Raw genomic sequence first — 19,814 nt, 5'->3', positions numbered from 1 at the left:
GTCGTCGCGCAGCCCTGGCACTCGGGAGCCACCTGGGTCGGGCCGCGCACTGACCTGAAGACTTCCGCCAGGCCGTACGGACAACACGTACGGAACCGGCGGCCATGGACTACAGCTCCCGTGTGGCGAACGCGCCCCGGAGGCCGGTTCCGCGCTCATTACGCGGAGCCGTGCCGGACCGGAAGTCAGCCGCGGCGCCCGGGAGCGTGACGGGAGAACCGCCCGCAATGCTCAACAACGAAAACGACATCACCACTGCTGGTAGCGCCGACAGCGGCAGCCCCAGCGACAACCTGCCGCCGCGCCGTCGCCGTCGTGCCGCCTCCCGGCCCGCCGGTCCGCCCGGTGGGGCCGTCGCGGAGACGACCCCGGTGACGGAGGCCGCTGCGGCCGCCCCCGCCGAAGAGGCCGCTCCGGCCGCCGCGCCCGCTCGTCCCCGCCGCCGCGCGACCCGCGCCGTGGCCGCTCCGGTGACTCCGGCCGCCGAGGCCGTCGTCGCGGAGACCCCGGCTCCGGCCGTGGCCGCGGCTCCGGCCGCCGAGCCCGCCGCCGCTGCCGAGGAGTCCGCCGCTCCCGCACCGCGTGCCCGCCGCCGCGCCACCCGCGCCGTCGCCGCCCCGGAGACCCCCGCGGCCGAGGCCGCGCCCGCGCCGGTCGTCGAGGAGGAGGCTGCGGCTGCTCCGGCTCCGCGTGCCCGTCGTCGTGCGACCCGTGCCGTGACCGCTCCCGCGACTGAGGCCGCTGCTGTGGTGGAGGCTCCGGCAGCCGAGGCCGCGCCCGCGCCTGCGCCGGTCGAGGAGGAGGCTGCGGCTGCTCCGGCTCCGCGTGCCCGTCGTCGTGCGACCCGTGCCGTGACCGCTCCCGCGACCGAGGCCGTCGCCGCCCCGGAGGCTCCGGCAGCCGAGGCCGCGCCCGCGCCCGCGCCGGTCGAGGAGGAGGCTGCGGCTGCCCCGGCTCCGCGTGCCCGTCGTCGTGCCACCCGCGCCGTGACCGCTCCCGCCGCCGAGGCCGCCGCCGTGGAGACCCCGGCCGTCGAGCCCGCTCCCGCCGCGGAGGAGGCCCCCCGGGCCACCCGCGCCGTGACCGTCGCGGACGCCGTGGACTCGCCCAAGCGCGGCGGCCGCCGCCGCGCCACCCGCTCCGCCGCCCCGGCCGCCGCGCCGCAGCAGGCCGAGCGGCCCGCCGAGAGCGCCGAGCCCGCCGCCCCGGCCCGTACCCGCCGCGCCGCGCGTCCCGCCGTGGCCGTCTTCCAGGCCCCGGTCTTCGCCGAGCCGATGTTCCAGACCCCGGAGACCGCCGCCATGGCCGCCGCGGCCGCCCGCGCCGCCGCCCCGGTCGAGGAGGACGAGGAGGAGGAGCTCGAGGCCGTCACCGAGGCCGCGGCCGCTCCGGCCCCCGCCGCGCAGCCCGCCGGCCGTCGCCGTCGCCGCGGGCGCGGCGCCGCCGAGTCCGCTCCGGTCGCCGAGTCCGCCCCCGTGTCCCTTCCCGAGGTGCTCGCGGAGGAGGAGCCGGAGGCCGAGGCCGCCGAGCTCGACGAGGAGTCCGCGGACTTCGAGGAGGGCGACGAGTCGGGCGAGCGCCCCTCGCGCCGTCGCCGTCGCGGTGGCCGTCGTCGCCGTCGCGGTGAGGCCGCCGACCTCGACGAGTCCGCCGAGGAAGAGGCCGAGACCGCCGAGCAGGACGCCGCCGACCAGGAGGGCGAGGAGGAAGAGGACGAGGACGCCGAGGAGGCACTCGGCTCCAGCTCCAGCCGCCGCCGTCGCCGTCGCCGTCGTCGCAGTGGCGAGAGCGCGGCCGACACCGCCGAAGCGGGCGACGAGGACGGCGTCCGTACCGTCGTCAAGGTCCGCGAGCCGCGCCCGGCCCGCGAGAAGGCCGAGCCGTCCGACGAGGTCCAGTCCATCAAGGGCTCGACCCGCCTGGAGGCGAAGAAGCAGCGCCGCCGCGAGGGCCGCGAGCAGGGCCGCCGCCGCGTTCCGATCATCACCGAGGCCGAGTTCCTGGCCCGCCGTGAGGCCGTGGAGCGCGTCATGGTCGTCCGCCAGGCCGGCGAGCGCACCCAGATCGGCGTCCTCGAGGACAACGTGCTCGTCGAGCACTACGTCAACAAGGAAGAAGCCACCTCGTACGTCGGCAACGTCTACCTGGGCAAGGTCCAGAACGTGCTGCCGTCGATGGAGGCCGCCTTCATCGACATCGGCAAGGGCCGCAACGCCGTCCTGTACGCCGGTGAGGTCAACTTCGAGGCGCTCGGCATGGCCAACGGGCCGCGCCGCATCGAGTCCGCCCTCAAGTCCGGCCAGTCGGTCCTCGTGCAGGTCACCAAGGACCCGATCGGCCACAAGGGCGCCCGCCTGACCAGCCAGGTCTCGCTGCCCGGCCGCTACCTGGTCTACGTGCCCGAAGGCTCGATGACCGGCATCAGCCGCAAGCTGCCCGACACCGAGCGCGCGCGCCTGAAGACCATCCTCAAGAAGATCGTCCCCGAGGACGCGGGCGTCATCGTGCGCACCGCCGCCGAGGGTGCGAGCGAGGACGAGCTGCGCCGCGACGTCGAGCGTCTGCAGGCCCAGTGGGAGGACATCCAGAAGAAGTCGAAGCAGATCTCGACCTCTTCGCCGAGCCTGCTGTACGGCGAACCGGACATGACCGTCCGCGTCGTGCGCGACATCTTCAACGAGGACTTCTCGAAGGTCATCGTCAGCGGTGACAGCGCCTGGGAGACCATCCACGGCTACGTGAACCACGTGGCCCCGGACCTGGCCGACCGGCTGTCCCGCTGGACCTCCGAGGTCGACGTCTTCGCGACGTACCGGATCGACGAGCAGCTCGCCAAGGCGCTCGACCGCAAGGTGTGGCTGCCCTCGGGCGGTTCCCTCGTGATCGACAAGACCGAGGCGATGATCGTCATCGACGTCAACACCGGCAAGTTCACCGGTCAGGGCGGCAACCTCGAGGAGACCGTCACCAGGAACAACCTGGAGGCGGCCGAGGAGATCGTGCGCCAGCTGCGGCTGCGCGACCTGGGCGGCATCGTCGTCATCGACTTCATCGACATGGTCCTGGAGTCCAACCGCGACCTGGTCCTGCGGCGCATGCTGGAGTGCCTGGGCCGTGACCGTACGAAGCACCAGGTGGCCGAGGTCACCTCGCTGGGCCTGGTCCAGATGACCCGCAAGCGGGTGGGCCAGGGTCTGCTGGAGTCCTTCTCCGAGACCTGCGTCCACTGCAACGGCCGCGGTGTCATCGTCCACATGGAGACGCCGACCGTGGTCGGCGGCGGTGGCAACGGCAAGCGCTCGAAGCGCCGCGGTGGCCGTGGCGAGTTCGACCAGCACGACCACGAGGTCGAGACGGTCGACACGGAGGGCTTTGAATCCGAGGCCGAGGTGGCCGCGGAGGCCGCTGCGCCGCGGGCCCTGCCCGAGCCGGAGTTCGTCGCGGACGAGGAGCTCTACGGCAGCCCGGCCGAGGCCGAGGCCGCCGCGGGCATCAGCGGCCGCCGCAACCGGCGTCGTGCCACCCGCAAGGCGACCGCTCCGGCGGGCGCCCCGCGCGGTGCGGTGACTCCGGCGCAGGCTCCGGCCCCCGTGGCCGAGGTCGTCGCCGAGCCGGTGGCCGAGCCGGCCGACACCGTCCTGGAGCCGGCCGCCGAGGTCGTCGTCGAGGCTGTCGAAGCCGTGGAGGCCGCCCCGGTCGCCCCGGTCGAGGAGGCCGCGCCGAAGGGCCGTACCCGTCGCCGGGCGACCCGTAAGGCCACCGCCCCGGCGGGCGCCCCGGCGCCCGCGGCCGAGGTGGCCCCGGAGCCGGTCGTCGAGCCTGAGCCGGTCGTCGTGCCGGAGCCCGAGCCCGTCGTGGAGGCCGAGCCCGTCGCCGTTGCCGAGGTCGAGGAGGCTCCCGTCGTGGAGGCCGCTCCGGCCCGTCCGCGCCGCCGCGCCACCCGTAAGGCCACCGCGCCCGCCGGTTCCCCGGCAGGTGCGGCGGAGGCCGCCGTGGTGGTCGTGGAGACCCCGGTGACCGAGGTCGCGGCGCCGGCCGGGGAAGCCGCTCCCGCCGAGGAGGCCGCACCGGCCAAGAAGGCCGCCAAGAAGGCTCCGGCCAAGAAGGCGCCCGCGGCGAAGAAGGCTCCGGCCAAGAAGGCGGCGGCCGCCAAGAAGACCGTGACCAAGAAGGCGGCCACGACCAAGAAGACCGCGGCGAAGCGGACGACGAAGAAGACCGCGGCGGCGGAGCAGCAGACGCCGCCGTCCGTCTCGGCTCCGACCGAGGGCTGATTTCGCGGCGTACGGTTCAAAACGGCCCTGCCCGGCACCAGTTGGTGCCGGGCAGGGCCATTTCTTTTCCGGATGTGATCAATCCGTTAGGAGTCTGGATCACCTAATGTCGGACATTGACTCTTGTTCAGCGGGCGAGTTCACGCCACAGTGGCTCAACGCTTGCTGTCAAGCGGCTTGTCACGGGGGGATCCCTGGCGAGCGGGGGGATGGGCCGACGCACGCGCACTGACCCGCGCCCGCGTCGCTCTTTGATGCACATCTTTCACGTTCCGTTGCTCCTTCCTGGTTTCCGGCTGCCGCTCAGCAGCTTCGAAATCGACGAAAACGGAACCACTACGTGAGCAGAGCGACAACCGCGCCGCACGGCGCGGCCAGGCGGCGTGCCGCCAGAGGATCGTGGGCCCTGGCGGCCACGGCCCTCACCCTGACCCTGACGGCAGGACCGACCCCCCTCGTGAGCACGGCCACCGCGGCCGCCGGCTGCTCCGGGGCCGAATCGGACTTCAACGGGGACGGCATCCGGGACACCGCGATCGCGGACCCCGAGGCCACCGCCAACGGCGTCTCCAAGGCCGGGGTCGTGCACATCGTGTACGGCGGCGGCAAGGGAGTCCTGGCGCTGACCCAGGAGACCGCCAAGTCCGGGGGGTCCGAGGCGGGCGACCAGTTCGGCTACTCGATGGCCGTGTACGACGCCGACCTCGACGGCTGCAGCGACCTCGCCATCGGAACGCCCTACGAGGACGTCGGCACCGGCGCGGGCATCGACGCCGGCCGGATCGTCGTCGTCCACGGCTCGCCCACCGGCCTGGCCGCCGGCAAGGCGAGCGTCGAGTACGTCCAGGGCGCAGGCCTGATCTCCGCCATCGGCTCCGAGTCGTACGACTGGACGGGCTACTCCCTCGCCGCGGGCAAGACCTCGGCCGGTGTGCCGTTCCTCGTCGCCGGCGTGCCCGGCGAGGACGTCGGCACCACGGTGGACGCGGGCGCCTTCCTCTACATCTCCGGCTCGACCACCATGACGGCCACGCTCGTCACGCAGGAGACCACCAACGCGGGAGCCGTGCCCGACGCCAAGGAGGAGTACGACCGCTTCGGCACCACCGTCGCGGCCACCGCGACCCACCTCGCGGTCGGCTCCCCGGGCGAGGCCCAGGGCACCATCGCCGAATCCGGCGCAGTGACGATCTTCAGCCACGCCCTCACGGCGGGCTACCCCAAGCCGCTCAACGTGATCACTCAGGACACGCCCAACGTGCTCGGTGCCTGCGAGACCGGCGACGGCTTCGGCCGGGCGCTGTCCGCGACCTCCTACCGCGCCGCCGGAGCCACCAGCACCACCGAGTCCCTCATCGCCGTCGGAATCCCGGGCGAGGACCTGTCCACGACCGTCGACGCGGGCGCCGTCCAGGTGTTCAAGATCGACGCGGCGGGTGCGTACACCGAGCTCGCCTGGATCGACCAGAACACCACCGACGTCGGCGGCGAGTCCGAGGCGGGCGACTACTTCGGCCAGCGCGTCGCCGCCTACAACACCGCCCCGACCAGCACGAGCACCGGCGCCAACGTCAAGCTCGCCGTGGGCGTCCCGGGTGAGGACGGCGCCAACGGCGTCGTCGACCGGGGCGTGGTGCACATGTTCGGGATGGTCGGAGCGCCCGGCGAGACCGACAAGATCCTGGAGCCCGGCTCCGAGATCCCGACGCCCGAGGCCCCGCGCGAGTACGCCGGGATGAGCATCGGCGGCGGAGCGGCCGGCGTCTACGTGGGCATGCCGTACGGCCCCGCCGCGGGCCACGCGGTCTACGTGTTCCCGTGGACGATCAGCGGCACGGGCGGCGCCCCCACCGAGACGTTCAAGCCCGGCGAGGGCGGTCTGCCCGCCGACCGCAACACCTTCGGAACGGTGGTCCGATGATGACGCACCAGCCACGCACCTCCCGCGGCATCGGCCGCACCGTGCTGCGCCGCGCCTCGATCGCCGCGGTGACCGCCGGCGCCGTCGTGGCCACCACCCTCGGCCTGGACATCTGGGAGGGCCCCGACACGGCCCGTACCCAGGAGCCCGTCGCCGTCGGCACCCCCGTCCAGACGGAGTCGGAGGCCCGGGTCGCGGCCCGCAAGAGCGGCAAGCAGGTCGAGGTCCTCGGCCTGCGCACCGAGCAGCGGGAGATCTTCGCCGCGCCGGACGGCTCGTACACGGCCCGCGAGTACACCGAACCGGTGCACGCCGTGAAGAACGGCAAGTGGGTCGACATCGACAAGACGCTGGTCAAGCGCGCGGACGGCAGTGTCGTCCCGAAGGCGACCACCGTCGGTCTGGCCTTCTCCGACGGCGCGGCCGGCAAGCCGTTCGTCACGATGACCCGCAACACCCATGAGATGGCGCTGACCTGGCCCTACGGCAAGCTCCCCGCGCCCGTGCTCGACGGCGACACCGCCACGTACCCGGACGCGCTGCCGGGCGTCGACCTCAAGGTGCGCGCCGAGGCCAACGGCTTCGGCCACCTGCTGGTCGTCAAGACCCCGCAGGCCGCCGCCGACCCGCGCCTGACGCGCCTGGACCTCGGCCTCAAGGCCAAGGGCCTGACGTACAAGAAGGACGCGAACGGCGCCGTCACCGCCGAGGACAGCACGGTCGGCGGCACGGTCTTCCAGTCCGGTGCCCCGTCCATGTGGGACTCGGCCGCCTCCCAGGAGGCCGCCGCCCGCACCAAGGGCCCCAAGGCCGTGGCCCAGTCGCTGTCCGCGGCCCGCGCCGACGCCCCCACCGGGCCGGCCGCCGCCGCGGAGCTGGCTCCGGCCCTCGAAGGCCCGGGCGGCGGCGGCAAGGCCGCGGCCCTCGGCATCGAGGTGTCCAAGGACAAGCTGACCCTGGTCCCCGACCAGAAGCTGCTGCGTGACGGCGCGACGGTCTTCCCCGTGGTCATCGACCCGATCCAGAAGACGGCCGACCGCTCGGGCTGGACCGGCGTCATGTCGGGCAAGCCCACGGTGGGCGAGTGGCAGTACTCCGGCAGCGCGGGCGTGGGCAAGTGCCCGACGGACTACAGCGCCGCCTCCTGCGCCGGTGTCGGCACGCGCCGTGTGGCCTTCCAGATCCCGCTGTCCTTCTACAGCGGCAAGCAGATCCTCGGCGCCACCTTCAGCGCGCGCGTCCAGCACGTGTACTGGGCCGACGCCCGGGCCGAACCCATCCAGCTCCAGCGGATCGGCGGCAGCAGCGCCCACATCGACAGCGGCAGCAACTGGAACAACACCCAGAACGTGACGCTGACGACGCTGGAGACGCTCAACGAGAAGATCCAGCCGACGAGCTGCACGTCCCAGGCCAACATGCACTTCAAGTCCGGTGCCTCCGGCGGCCTGACCAACAGCGTGCGCACCGCGGCCAACGAGGGCTGGCCCTCGATGCTCTTCAACCTCAAGGCCCAGAACGAGGGCAGCTTCGGCGGCTGGAAGCGGGTCTGCGGCAACGCGTACCTGAGCATCAGCTACAACACGCTGCCGGGCCTGATCAACACCACCTCCATGTCGTCCAACCCCGGTGGCGCCTGCGTCACGGGTACCGGCCGGCCCTACAGCGACGTGCCGCCGACGCTGCGCGCCATCGCGAACGACGCCGACGCGGGCGAGCAGGTCAAGGTCCGCTTCAAGCTGGAGTGGAAGGACGCGGCGGGCGCCGCCAAGTCCTACGAGGAGGACACGAACTACAAGGCGCCGACCAGCTCCACCCCCTTCGAGCACACCGCCCGCACGACGATCCCCGAGAACACGGCCATCTCCTGGAGCGTCGCCGCCCATGACGGCGACGGATGGGGGCCGTGGAGCGGCAAGTGCGAGTTCATGTACGACAAGACGTTCCCGGGCAAGCCGAACGTCTTCAGCACCCAGTACCCGGCCACCAACGTCTACCACGACGGTGTCGGGGCTCCCGGCACGTTCACCTTCTCGCCCAACCCGAACGACACCGTGCCCGACACGGACATCGTCAAGTACCGCTACACCTTCGCCGGTGAGACCGCCAAGGAGGTCGCCAACACCACGGCGGGCGGCCCGGCCTCGGTGACCTGGACGCCCACCCGCTCCGGTCCGCACTGGGTCGAAGTCGTCGCGGTCGACAAGGCGGGGCACCCGAGTGCCATCGCCCGTCACTCCTTCTACGTCGCCGCAGGCGCAGCCGCGGCCGCGCAGTGGAACCTCGCCGACGAGGCGGGCGGCAACGCCGCCGACGAGGAGCAGGGCAAGTACCCGGCCGGCTTCGGCCCGGGTGTCACCTTCGGCGTCCCCGGCCCGGGCGGCACCATCGACCGCGCGGCCCGCTTCGACGGCACCGCCGGCAGCTGGGTCGACGCGGGCAGCACGGTGCTGGACACCCTCAAGGGCTTCAGCGTCAGCGCCTGGGTCCGGCCCGCGGACCTGAGCCGCGACATGACGGTCATCAGCCAGGACGGCACCGGCGAGCCGGGCTTCGTCCTCGGCTACGACGCCATGGCCAAGACCTGGAAGTTCTCCGTCCCGGTCGACGACGTCGACACCCTCGGCGAATGGAAGGCCCTGTCCACCGGTGTCACCCCGGTCAAGGACCAGTGGGTGCTGCTGACCGGCATCTACGACGGTGCCGCGGGCAAGATCCAGCTGTACGTCGACAAGGACCTCAAGGGTGAGACGGTCCGCCGCTCCACCTGGAAGTCCTACGGCGCACTGCAGATCGGCCGCCACATCGACAAGGCGGGCTACGAGGACGCCTTCGTCGGCGACCTCGCCGAGGTCCGGGTCTTCAGCCGGCCGCTCCTGCCCGCCCAGATCACCGACATCAAGACGGTCAGGCCGGAGCGCAAGGGCTACTGGCAGCTCAACACGGCCCAGTCCGGAACCTCCCCCGAGGCGGGCAACGGCCAGGGCCTGACGATGGCCGGCAACGCGGCCATCTACGTCCCGAACCCCGACCCGCTGGCCGACCCGCCGCCGGTCGACGCCATGGTCGGAACGGGCCACATGCTCCTCGACGGCAACGGGGACTACGCCTCGACGGCGGCCGCCCCGGTCACCGGAGCCACGAGCTTCACGCTCTCGGCGCGCGTCCAGATCGCCTCGCAGGACGCCACGGCCTCGCAGACGGTGTTCTCGCTGCCCGGTACGAACGCCAACCGGGTCCAGGTCCGCTACCAGGGCGCCACCAAGCGCTGGGAGCTGGCCGTGGCCACGACCGACACGGCCGGAGCCTCGGTGACGGCCTTCTCCGAGAACCAGGTCCTGCCCGACACCAACCCCGTCGGCCAGCACCTGGCCGTCGTCTACGACGCGTTCGCCGGTCAGATCCGCCTGTACGTCAACGGCCAGCTGGCCGCGGCGCAGGGCGTGGACAACACGACCTGGGCCGCCACCGGCGGGCTCCAGGTGGGCCGTTCGGCCCGCGGCAACGCCGAGTACTTCGCCGGAGCCATCGACGAGGTCCGCGCCTACAACGGCGCCCTCGACCCGATCTCCGTCGTCCAGCTCGCCAGCACGATCGAGCTGGCCCAGAGCTAGACCCCTCCCCGGACAGGTGTGCCCGCCCCTCGCAGGGCGGGCACACCTGTCCGCTTCCGCAGTACCTTCCTGCCCCTCTTTTGTGGAGTGCACTGATGTCTCTACGCGGCCGATTGCTCAATCGGCGCATACACCGGCGAACACTGGGCTCAGTCGTCATCGGCCTGAGCCTCGCCCTGTCCGCCTCGTCCGTCCAGGCGCTGGAACTGGCCCCCGGCGGCACCAAGCGGCCCGGAGTCCAGAACTTCGGCGACCCCGTCAAGGGAACCAAGGCCAAGTCCAAGGGCCGCCCGGCGAACGCCACCGCCAAGGCGGCCGTCAAGAAGCTGGACAAGCCCGTCTGGCCCGGCAGCGGCAGCGCCGAGGTCGCCGTACCGGCAGCCGCGGGCACCGCCCCGGCGCCGGTGAAGGTCGGCGGCCTGCCGGTCGCCGTCGCCCCCGCGAAGGAGGCCGCCGCCCCGGCGGTGTCCTTCAAGGCCGCCGCCGTCTCCGGCGGAAAGGCCCCCGGCAAGGTCCGGGTCGACGTCGTCGACCCCAAGCGCGCCACCCAGCTCGGCGCCGGCGCCCTGCTGCGCGTCCAGCGGGCCGACACGGCACCGGCGGGCGGCGACGTCCGCCTGAAGGTCGACTACTCGGCCTTCGCCGACGGCTTCGGCGGCGCCTACGGCTCCCGCCTGCAGCTCGTCCAGCTCCCGGCCTGCGCCGCGGTCGCCGACCCGGGCACCGCCGCCTGTCCCGACCTGCCCAAGCCGCTCAAGACGGTCAACGACCCGAAGACGAAGACGGTTTCCGCCGACGTGAGCGCCCCGGCGCGCCAGGCGGGCATGTCCGCCATGGCGGCCGGCTCGGCCGGTGGCGGCTCGATGGTGGCCCTGGCCGCGGGCGGTTCTTCCTCTCAGGGCAACTACGCGGCCACTCCGCTCGCCCCGTCGGCGAAGTGGAGCGTGTCGAACTCCTCGGGCGGCTTCTCCTGGTCGTACCCGCTGCGCACGCCGCCGGTCCCCGGTGGCCAGGTGCCGTCGCTCGGACTCGGCTACTCCTCGCAGTCCGCGGACGGCCGTACCTCCGACACCAACAACCAGGGCTCCTGGGTCGGTGAGGGCTTCTCCTACGAGCCCGGCTACGTCGAGCGGCGTTACAAGCCCTGCGCGAAGGACGGCCAGGCATCGTCCGCCGAGCAGTGCTGGGCCTTCGACAACGCAACGGTGATGCTCAACGGCTCGTCCAACGAGATCATCAAGGGCGACGCCGACGGCAAGTGGCGCCTCGCCTCCGACGACGGTTCCAAGGTCGAGCAGCTCACCGGCGCCGTGAACGGCGACAACAACGGCGAGCACTGGAAGATCACCACGTCCGACGGTACCGAGTACTACTTCGGCAAGAACCGTCTGCCGGGCTGGGCCACGGGCAACGAGCAGACCGACTCGGTCTGGACCCTCCCGGTCTTCGGCAACAACACGGGTGAGCCCTGCTACAACGCCACCTTCGCGAACGCCTCCTGCCAGCAGGCCTGGCGCTGGAACCTGGACTACGTCAAGGACCGCCAGGGCAACGTCATGTCGTACTTCTTCAACAAGGAGACGAACCACTACGCCCTGAACGGCAAGACCGACGTCAACGGCACCGCGTACACGGCGGGCGGCTACCTCAAGCGCATCGACTACGGCCAGCGCGAGGCCACCGTCTACTCCGCCAAGGCCCCGGCCCGCGTCGTGTTCACCACGAAGGAGCGCTGCCTGGAGACCGATACCTTCAAGTGCCTCCCGGCCGACTTCAAGACGGCGAACGCCGCCTTCTGGCCCGATGTCCCGATGGACCGGTACTGCGCGCCGAGCACCAAGTGCAACGCCACGCAGGTCGCTGCCTCCTTCTGGACCCGTCAGCGGCTGACCGGCGTCACCACGCAGATCCGCAAGGACGCCACGACCTACGACGACGTCGAAGCCTGGACGTTCACGCACCAGTTCACCGACAACGGCGACCAGTCCAAGACCCTGTGGCTGTCCAAGATCGACCACGAGGGCCGCAGGGGCGGCACCGCCAAGGTCCCCTCGGTCGAACTGATGGGTACTCAGCTCAAGAACCGGGTCGACGGCCTGAGCGAGAGCATCGATCCCTTCTACCGCTTCCGTCTGTCCACGGTCCTGAGCGAGACCGGCGCCCAGCTGGATGTCAACTACGCCCCGGCGGAGTGCACGAAGGACGCCCTGCCCAAGCCGGGGGAGTCCACCAAGCGTTGCTACCCGGTCGTCTGGTCCCCGCCGGGGTTCCTCGACCCGATCACCGACTGGTTCCACAAGTACGTCGTCGCGCAGGTCATCGAGACCGACCGGACAGGCGGATCCCCCGAACAGGTCACCGAGTACGAGTACCAGGGCCCCGCGGCCTGGCGTAAGGCCGAGCCCGACGGCATGACCGAGGACAAGTACCTCACCTGGGGCGGCTGGCAGGGCTACGGCAAGGTCAAGGTGACCACCGGCGGGTCGGCCGCGGGCAAGACCCGCATCGACTACACGTACCTCCAGGGCATGGACGGCGACAAGAAGCCGGACGGCACCGCGCGCTCGGTGACGGTGGCCGACTCCGAGGGCGGTACGTACACCGACCACCAGGAGTTCAGCGGCCACGAGCTGGAGTCCGCCACCTACGACGGCGACAAGCTCGTCTCCAAGGTCATCAAAACCCCGATGCGGCACTACACCGCGACGGACACCAACACCTGGGGCACCAGCCACGCCTCGTTCACCAGGACCGTCAAGACGCGCGGCTACACCGTGACCGAGGGCGGCGACGGCCGTCGCGAGAGCGAGTCGAACGCGACGTACGACCTGACGAACGGCACCGGCCGGATCCTGGAGGCGGAGGACCTGGGCGATCTGTCGACCACGGCCGACGACACCTGTACCCGTACGTCCTACGCGGACAACGCGGCTGCCAACATCCTCGGCGCGGCGTCCCGGGTCGAGTCCGTCTCGGTCAAGTGCGCCACCGCCCCCGACCGCAAGACGCAGGTGATCTCGGACGAGCGCACCGCGTACGACGGCCTGGCCTTCGGCGCCGCGCCCACGGTGGGCAACGCGACGCAGACCGAGCGCATGACGTCCCACAACGGGACCGCGGCCACCTACAAGGTCACGGGCACGACTACGTACGACGCCTTCGGTCGTCCGACGTCCCAGATCGACGCTTCGGCAGCCGAGACCAAGACGGCGTACACCGACGTCAACGGCCTCATCTCCCAGACCAAGGTCACCAACGCCCTCGGTCACGTCAACACGAGGGACTTCGACCCCGCCTGGGGCCTGTCCACCGGGCAGACCGACCCGAACGGCAAGCGCGGCGACGTGGCGTTCGACCCGCTCGGCCGCCTGGTCTCCGTCTGGCTCCCGGACCGCTCGAAGAGCGGGGGCCAGACGCCCAGCGTCAAGTACAGCTACAACTACCGCCTCGACAAGCCGGTCTCCGTAAAGACCGAGAAGATCGAGATCGACGGCTCCTACGGAGCCGAGTACGAGCTGTACGACAGCCTGCTGCGTCCGCGTCAGAAGCAGACGGAAGGCCCCTCCGGCACCCGCATGGTGGCGGACACCTTCTACACCCCGACCAGCAAGATCGCCAAGGTCAACGCCACGTACAACGCGGCGGGCGCGGCCTCCGACGAGCTGCTGATCGTCCGCAACGGCGACGTCGGCGCGCAGACCCTGTACGAGTACGACGGCCTGGGCCGCACCACCGCGCAGATCTCCGCCGTGGCCGGCGGTGAGCAGTGGCGGACCACGGTCACCCACGGCGGCGACCGCACCCACGTGGACCCGCCGGTCGGCGGCACCCCCACGACGACACTGACCGATGGCCAGGGCCGGACCACCGAGGTCCGCCACTACAAGAGCGCCTCCCCGGTGCCGAACGGTCCGACCTCCGGCTACGACACCACCAAGTACACCTACACGCCGACGGGCAGGCTCAAGCAGCTCACCGACCCGGCGAACAACGTGTGGACCTACAAGTACGACCAGCTCGACCGGCAGATCGAGGCGGTTGACCCGGACTCGGGCAAGCGCACGACCACGTACGACGCGGCCGACCGGCCGACGTCCACCACGGACGCCCGCGGCAAGACGGTCTCGACGGTCTACGACAAGCTCGACCGCGTCCTGACGACGTGGGACGGCCCCGCGGACACCGGCACCAAGCTCACCGAGCAGCGGTACGACAAGGCGGGCTGGCTGGGCAAGCAGTGGGCGTCGCTGCGTTACATCAACGCGACGGAGTACTTCGCCTCGGTCACCCAGGCGATGGACGAGTTCTACCAGCCGCTGAAGACGGCCTACACGGTCCCCGCCTCCTCCGGCACGGGCTTGGCCGGCACCTACGTCTTCGCCAGCGCCTACAACCGTGACGGCACCAAGCAGAGCGACTCGCTCCCGGCGGCGGGCGGTCTCGATGCCGAGAGCCTCGCCTACGGCTACGACGACATCCAGCGCCTGAAGAGCATGACGGGCACGACGTCGTACGTCACCAACGCCATCTGGTCCGGCCGCACCCTCCTGCAGCAGCTGGAGCTGAACAACGGCGGCAAGAAGGTCTGGCAGACCTTCCAGTACGAGACCGGCACCGACCGGCTCCTGAACTCGAAGGTGGACGTCTACGGTTCCGCCACGGGTCCGGTGAAGGAGTCGAACTACTCCTACGACCAGATCGGCAACGTCCGGTCCATCGCCGACGTCGCAGGCAGCGGCACGCCCGACCTGCAGTGCTTCGCGTACGACTACCAGGCCCGCATGACGGAGTCCTGGACCCCGGCGACCACCAAGGCCGCGGCCGGTGCGTCCGGCACGGTCGGCAGCCAGGTCCCGGTCTCGGGCTCGGGTCCGGCGGCCTGCAACACGGCCCCCGGTGCCTCCGCACTGGGCGGCCCGGCTCCGTACTGGAACTCCTACACCTTCGACTCGGTCGGCAACCGCCTCACCGAGACGGCGCACGACACCGGGCTGAACGCCACGAAGGACGTCAAGCGCACCTTCACCTACAAGGCGGGCAGCCACCAGGTCCAGAAGGTCGTGGAGAACACCCCGACCGGCGATCGCCAGTACACCTACGGCTACGACACGGCCGGCAACACCACCACCCGCACGATCGGAGGCAACACCCAGACCCTGGAGTACAACGCCCTCGGTGACCCGGTCAAGAACAGTCAGCCGGACGACGTCACCACGCCGGGCACGAACGAGGCGTCGGAGACGACGTTCCTCTACGGCCCGGACGGCAGCCGGGTCCAGCGCAAGGACGCCACCGGTACCACCGTGTACCTGCCGGGCATGGAGTTGCGCCTGGACGCGGGGACGACCACGGCCAAGGCGACGCGGTACTACGCCTTCGCGGGCCAGAGTGTCGCGATCCGCACCCCGGACAAGAAGCTGTCGTTCCTGGCCTCCGACCACCACGGCACGGCCGAGATGTCCATCGACGCCACGACGGGTGCAGTCACCCAGCGGCGGATGGACCCGTACGGCAACAGCCGAGGCACCCCCCAGGGCACCTGGAAGGGCGAGAAGGGCTTCGTCGGCGGCACGATCGACGCGTCCACGGGCCTCACGACGATCGGGGCCCGCGAATACGACCCGTTCCTGGGCAAGTTCATCACCCCGGACCCGGTCGTCGACACGAGTGACGCCCAGCAGCTGAACGCGTACGCCTACGCACACAACCGCCCGGTCTCCGCGAGCGACCCGAGCGGCCTGTACGACCCGGACGAGCGGGACTTCTGCCGGGGCAGGGACGACTGCACGGGCGGCAAGTGGACCCCGAAGCCCGAGAAGAACCCCGACCCGCCGACCACGGAGGCCGAAAACAATCTGCGCAATGCCGAGGGCGAGCACAACCGCACCAAGGCGAAGATCAAGAATGCCGTCAAGCAGATCGCCAAGATCCTCATGGACGAGCTTGGTATCACTGCGGCTCTGGACTGCTTCTCCAGCGGTGACCTGGGTGCGTGCGGCGAAACGGCGCTCAACATCGCGAGCAGCTTCGCCGGCGGCATCGCAGGCAAGATTGCCAAGAAGTATGCGTGGCCGACCGAGTGGGGCAAGGCCGCAGCCCTCGCCAAGAAACTGGGCGGGCTCGCGCTCGACTTGGTGGACGGGGTCAAGAGCTGGTTCAAGACCTCGGAGAAGGTCGAAAAGGCCAAGGGAGCCCTGGCGGCGGTCAAGGCTCGATTGAGGGGTTCCGGCGGGAGCTGCCCGATTCAGGGTAAGCACAGCTTCCTTCCGGGGACCGAAGTCCTTCTTGACGACGGATCGACGAAGAAGATCGAAGACGTCAAGATCGGGGACCGGATCACCACAACGGATCCGTCCACGGGCGAGACCGTGACGCGTGAAGTCGTCGGCACCATCGTCACCGCGGACGACAAGGACTTCGTCGACCTCACGATGAACACCGAATCAGGCGAAGCGGCACTCGTCTCCACCGTCACGCACCCGTTCTGGGTCGAGTCGGAACAGCGCTTCATCGAGGCCGGTGACCTGAAGCCCGGGATGCGCCTGCGGACCCCGGCAGGCAATACCGTCGAGCTGTCGGGGATGCGATTCTTCAACGAGTTGCGCCAGACCCATGACCTCACCATTGAGGATGTTCACGCCTACTATGTGCTGGCCGGGGTCACTCCGGTGCTGGTGCACAACTGTGGCGAGGCCTCTCTCGATGCGCAGGCCGATGCGGCTGAGATAAGGGGGAGTGACTATGCTGCCGAATATCAATCCCGGAGCGGTCACGTCTACCGTTCGGACAACAAGGAATCCGTCACGGCTCCGGACTACATGGCGGACGTCTTCGATGAGCTGGACCATCCGATGAACGGCGGATGCGCGGAGACCCAGTGCCTCAGCAAGGCGTATGCCAGAGAAGGCGAGGCAGGAGCCCGAGGTGGGAACATGACCGTGGTGCATGTGAGCGATCAGCCCAAGGGCGATCACGGCACACCTGCCCGTCCGTGCAAGGGGTGTCGGCGAGTGATGGACAAATTGGGGGTGAATTATTAGTGGGCGATAATCCTGCGAATTACGTTTCCCAATTGAATCCGACAACGGTTTCCGCTCTGCGGCAGGCCGGCTGGTACCCGGAGCGTCGAATCGAGGTGTCCGCCGATATTCGGACCCTGGAGATGCAGGGTTACATCCCGAGTCCTGCGGCAACCGCGTTCCTGGAATCGTTTCGGGGATTGCGGATCGGGCCGGCTCGCGAGGAGGGTCCCAATTTCGTCAACGGCGAACCGTTCTTCGTCGACGCCTTGGGGGCCGGTGGCAGGCACCTGGACGAATCCTTGGCGATCGGGTCGGCCATCGGAGGCTCGTGGTTTCCCGTTGGATGGTGGCTCAGCTACTCGCACGTCTTCATGAGGGGGGACGGCGTACTGGCCGCCTACGCGAACGGCCTGATCTGGAGCATTGGGCGTACGCCTTCCGAGGGCTTGGACCTCATGGTGAGTGCGGATCGGCCGCTGGTCTGCGTTCATGCGCCCGCGGGGCAGAAGCGGTGGCCCAAGCAGCAGGTCTGACGCCGCGCTGACCCTCGGGTCGCTACGGGCCCCGGTTTGACCCCCCAGACCGGGGCCCGTAACCTGGGTCGCTGGCGTGTCTATGTGCACGCCATCCACTGAGCACCTCACCTCCCGTACCGCCTCGCGGCGCGGGGGAGGCCGGCCTGCGGTTCCCGCGGGGCCGGCTGGCTTCAGGGGTTCCCGAATCGAGCGAGAGAGAGATCCGCGTGTACGCCATCGTGCGCAGCGGTGGTCGCCAGCACAAGGTTGCTGTTGGTGACATCGTTGAGGTTGACAAGATTTCCACTGCCAAGGTTGGCGACACGGTCGAGCTCTCGACCCTGCTCGTTGTCGATGGCGACGCCGTGACCAGCGACCCGTGGGTCCTGGCCGGTATCAAGGTCACGGCCGAGATTGTGGACCACCACAAGGGCGCCAAGATCGACATCCTGCGCTACAAGAACAAGACCGGCTACCGCCGTCGCCAGGGTCACCGCCAGCAGTACACGGCGATCAAGGTCACCGGTATCCCCGCGGCTGCGAAGTAAGAGGGACTGAGACATGGCACACAAGAAGGGCGCATCGTCCACCCGGAACGGGCGCGATTCCAATGCTCAGCGGCTCGGCGTGAAGCGCTTCGGCGGTCAGGTCGTTTCCGCTGGTGAGATCCTCGTCCGCCAGCGCGGCACCCACTTCCACCCCGGTTCGGGTGTGGGCCGTGGCGGCGACGACACGCTGTTCGCGCTGCAGGCGGGTGCCGTTCAGTTCGGCACGCACCGTGGCCGCAAGGTCGTCAACATCGTTCCGGCCGCCTGATCCAGCTTCTGCTGATCAAGCGTACGTAACTTCCCGAGGGCGGATCTCAGCTCTTTCCGGCGCGAGCCGGGAAGAGAGGTCCGCCCTCGGCGCGTTGTCACATAGACACGTTTAATGGGCAGCAAGGCCTGCCACCGGATTTTCCGGACTATCCCCGCTGTATCTGGAGGAACACCCATGACCACCTTCGTGGACCGCGTCGAGCTGCACGTCGCCGCGGGTAACGGGGGCCACGGCTGCGCCTCCGTTCACCGGGAGAAGTTCAAGCCGCTCGGCGGCCCCGACGGTGGCAACGGCGGCCGCGGCGGCGACGTCATTCTGGTGGTGGAGCAGTCGATCACCACCCTGCTCGACTACCACCACAGCCCGCACCGCAAGGCCACCAACGGCCAGCCCGGCGCCGGCGACAACCGCTCCGGCAAGGACGGACAGGACTTGATCCTGCCCGTGCCGGACGGCACCGTCGTCCTCGACAAGGAGGGCAACGTCCTCGCCGACCTCGTCGGCCAGGGCACCACCTACGTCGCGGGCGAGGGAGGCCGCGGAGGCCTCGGCAACGCCGCGCTCTCCTCCGCCCGCCGCAAGGCCCCCGGCTTCGCGCTCCTCGGCGTCCCCGGCACCACCGGCGACATCGTCCTGGAGCTCAAGACCGTCGCCGACGTGGCGCTGGTCGGCTTCCCGAGCGCCGGCAAGTCCTCGCTGATCTCGGTGCTCTCCTCGGCCAAGCCGAAGATCGCGGACTACCCCTTCACCACCCTCGTCCCGAACCTGGGCGTCGTGACGGCCGGCTCGACCGTCTACACGATCGCCGACGTCCCGGGCCTGATCCCCGGCGCCAGCCAGGGCCGTGGCCTGGGCCTGGAGTTCCTGCGCCACGTCGAGCGCTGCTCGGTGCTGGTGCACGTCCTGGACACCGCCACGCTGGAGTCCGACCGCGACCCGATCGCCGACCTCGACGTCATCGAGGAGGAGCTCAGGCTCTACGGCGGCGGCCTGGAGAAGCGTCCGCGTCTCGTCGTCCTCAACAAGGTCGACATCCCGGACGGCCAGGAGCTCGCCGACATGGTCCGCCCGGACCTGGAGGCCCGCGGCTACAAGGTCTTCGAGGTCTCCGCGGTCGCCCGTACCGGCCTGAAGGAGCTCTCCTACTTCCTCGCCGAGGGCATCGCCAAGGCCCGTGCCCGCAAGCCGAAGGAGGAGGCGACCCGTATCGTCATCCGCCCGAAGGCTGTCGACGACTCCGGCTTCACCGTCACCTACGACGAGGCCGAGGACGTCTACAAGGTGCGTGGCGAGAAGCCCGAGCGCTGGGTCCGCCAGACCGACTTCAACAACGACGAGGCCGTCGGCTACCTCGCGGACCGCCTCAACCGCCTCGGCGTCGAGGACGCGCTCAAGAAGGCCGGCGCCCGCGCCGGTGACGGCGTGGCCATCGGCTCCGACGAGAACTCCGTCGTCTTCGACTGGGAGCCGACCATGATGGCCGGTGCCGAGATGCTGGGCCGCCGCGGTGAGGACCACCGCCTGGATGCTCCGCGCCCGGCCACGACTCGCCGCAAGGAGAAGGACGCCAAGCGCGGCGACTCGGCGCAGCAGGAGTACGACGAGTTCCGGCCGTTCTGATTCCTTCCCGAGGGACATGTGCCCGGAAG

Annotated in this window: 8 protein-coding genes; all 8 read left to right on the top strand. The window is 70.4% G+C overall.

Annotation, left to right across the window (positions count from 1 at the left end):
- Positions 1 to 227: 227 nt before the first annotated feature.
- The 8 genes from OG444_RS13785 (at position 228) to obgE (ending at position 19,785) form a co-directional block, all read left to right on the top strand.
- A complete protein-coding gene (locus OG444_RS13785; RefSeq protein WP_327262450.1) occupies positions 228 to 4,274 on the top strand; it encodes an Rne/Rng family ribonuclease in 4,047 nt (1,348 codons plus the stop codon).
- Positions 4,275 to 4,614: 340 nt separating this feature from the next.
- Positions 4,615 to 6,195 (top strand): integrin alpha, encoded by a 1,581-nt coding sequence (locus OG444_RS13780; protein ID WP_327262449.1) that lies wholly within the window; start codon positions 4,615 to 4,617, stop codon positions 6,193 to 6,195.
- Positions 6,192 to 9,809, top strand: coding sequence for a LamG domain-containing protein (locus OG444_RS13775; RefSeq protein WP_327262448.1), 3,618 nt, complete (start codon positions 6,192 to 6,194; stop codon positions 9,807 to 9,809). The genes OG444_RS13780 and OG444_RS13775 overlap by 4 nt, the downstream gene beginning before the upstream one ends.
- Positions 9,810 to 9,904: 95 nt before the next feature.
- Complete coding sequence (locus OG444_RS13770) at positions 9,905 to 16,849, top strand: RHS repeat-associated core domain-containing protein (protein WP_327262447.1); 6,945 nt, start codon at positions 9,905 to 9,907, stop codon at positions 16,847 to 16,849.
- 32 nt (positions 16,850 to 16,881) lie between these two features.
- Complete coding sequence (locus tag OG444_RS13765; protein WP_327262446.1) at positions 16,882 to 17,364, top strand: SUKH-3 domain-containing protein; 483 nt, start codon at positions 16,882 to 16,884, stop codon at positions 17,362 to 17,364.
- Positions 17,365 to 17,573: 209 nt separating this feature from the next.
- Complete coding sequence (rplU, locus tag OG444_RS13760; RefSeq protein WP_030715748.1) at positions 17,574 to 17,894, top strand: 50S ribosomal protein L21; 321 nt, start codon at positions 17,574 to 17,576, stop codon at positions 17,892 to 17,894.
- A 13-nt stretch (positions 17,895 to 17,907) separates the two neighbouring features.
- Complete coding sequence (gene rpmA / locus OG444_RS13755) at positions 17,908 to 18,162, top strand: 50S ribosomal protein L27 (protein WP_030027134.1); 255 nt, start codon at positions 17,908 to 17,910, stop codon at positions 18,160 to 18,162.
- A gap of 177 nt (positions 18,163 to 18,339) precedes the next feature.
- Positions 18,340 to 19,785 carry a GTPase ObgE gene (gene obgE / locus OG444_RS13750; protein WP_327262445.1) on the top strand — a complete coding sequence of 482 codons (1,446 nt, stop codon included), beginning with the start codon at positions 18,340 to 18,342 and terminating at the stop codon, positions 19,783 to 19,785.
- Positions 19,786 to 19,814: the final 29 nt, after the last annotated feature.

The organism is Streptomyces sp. NBC_01232, assembly GCF_035989885.1.
In the GTDB taxonomy this organism is placed as follows: Bacteria; Actinomycetota; Actinomycetes; order Streptomycetales; family Streptomycetaceae; genus Streptomyces.
The sequence above is the reverse complement of the archived record's forward strand: the minus strand, read 5'-3'. Positions and strand labels throughout refer to the sequence as shown.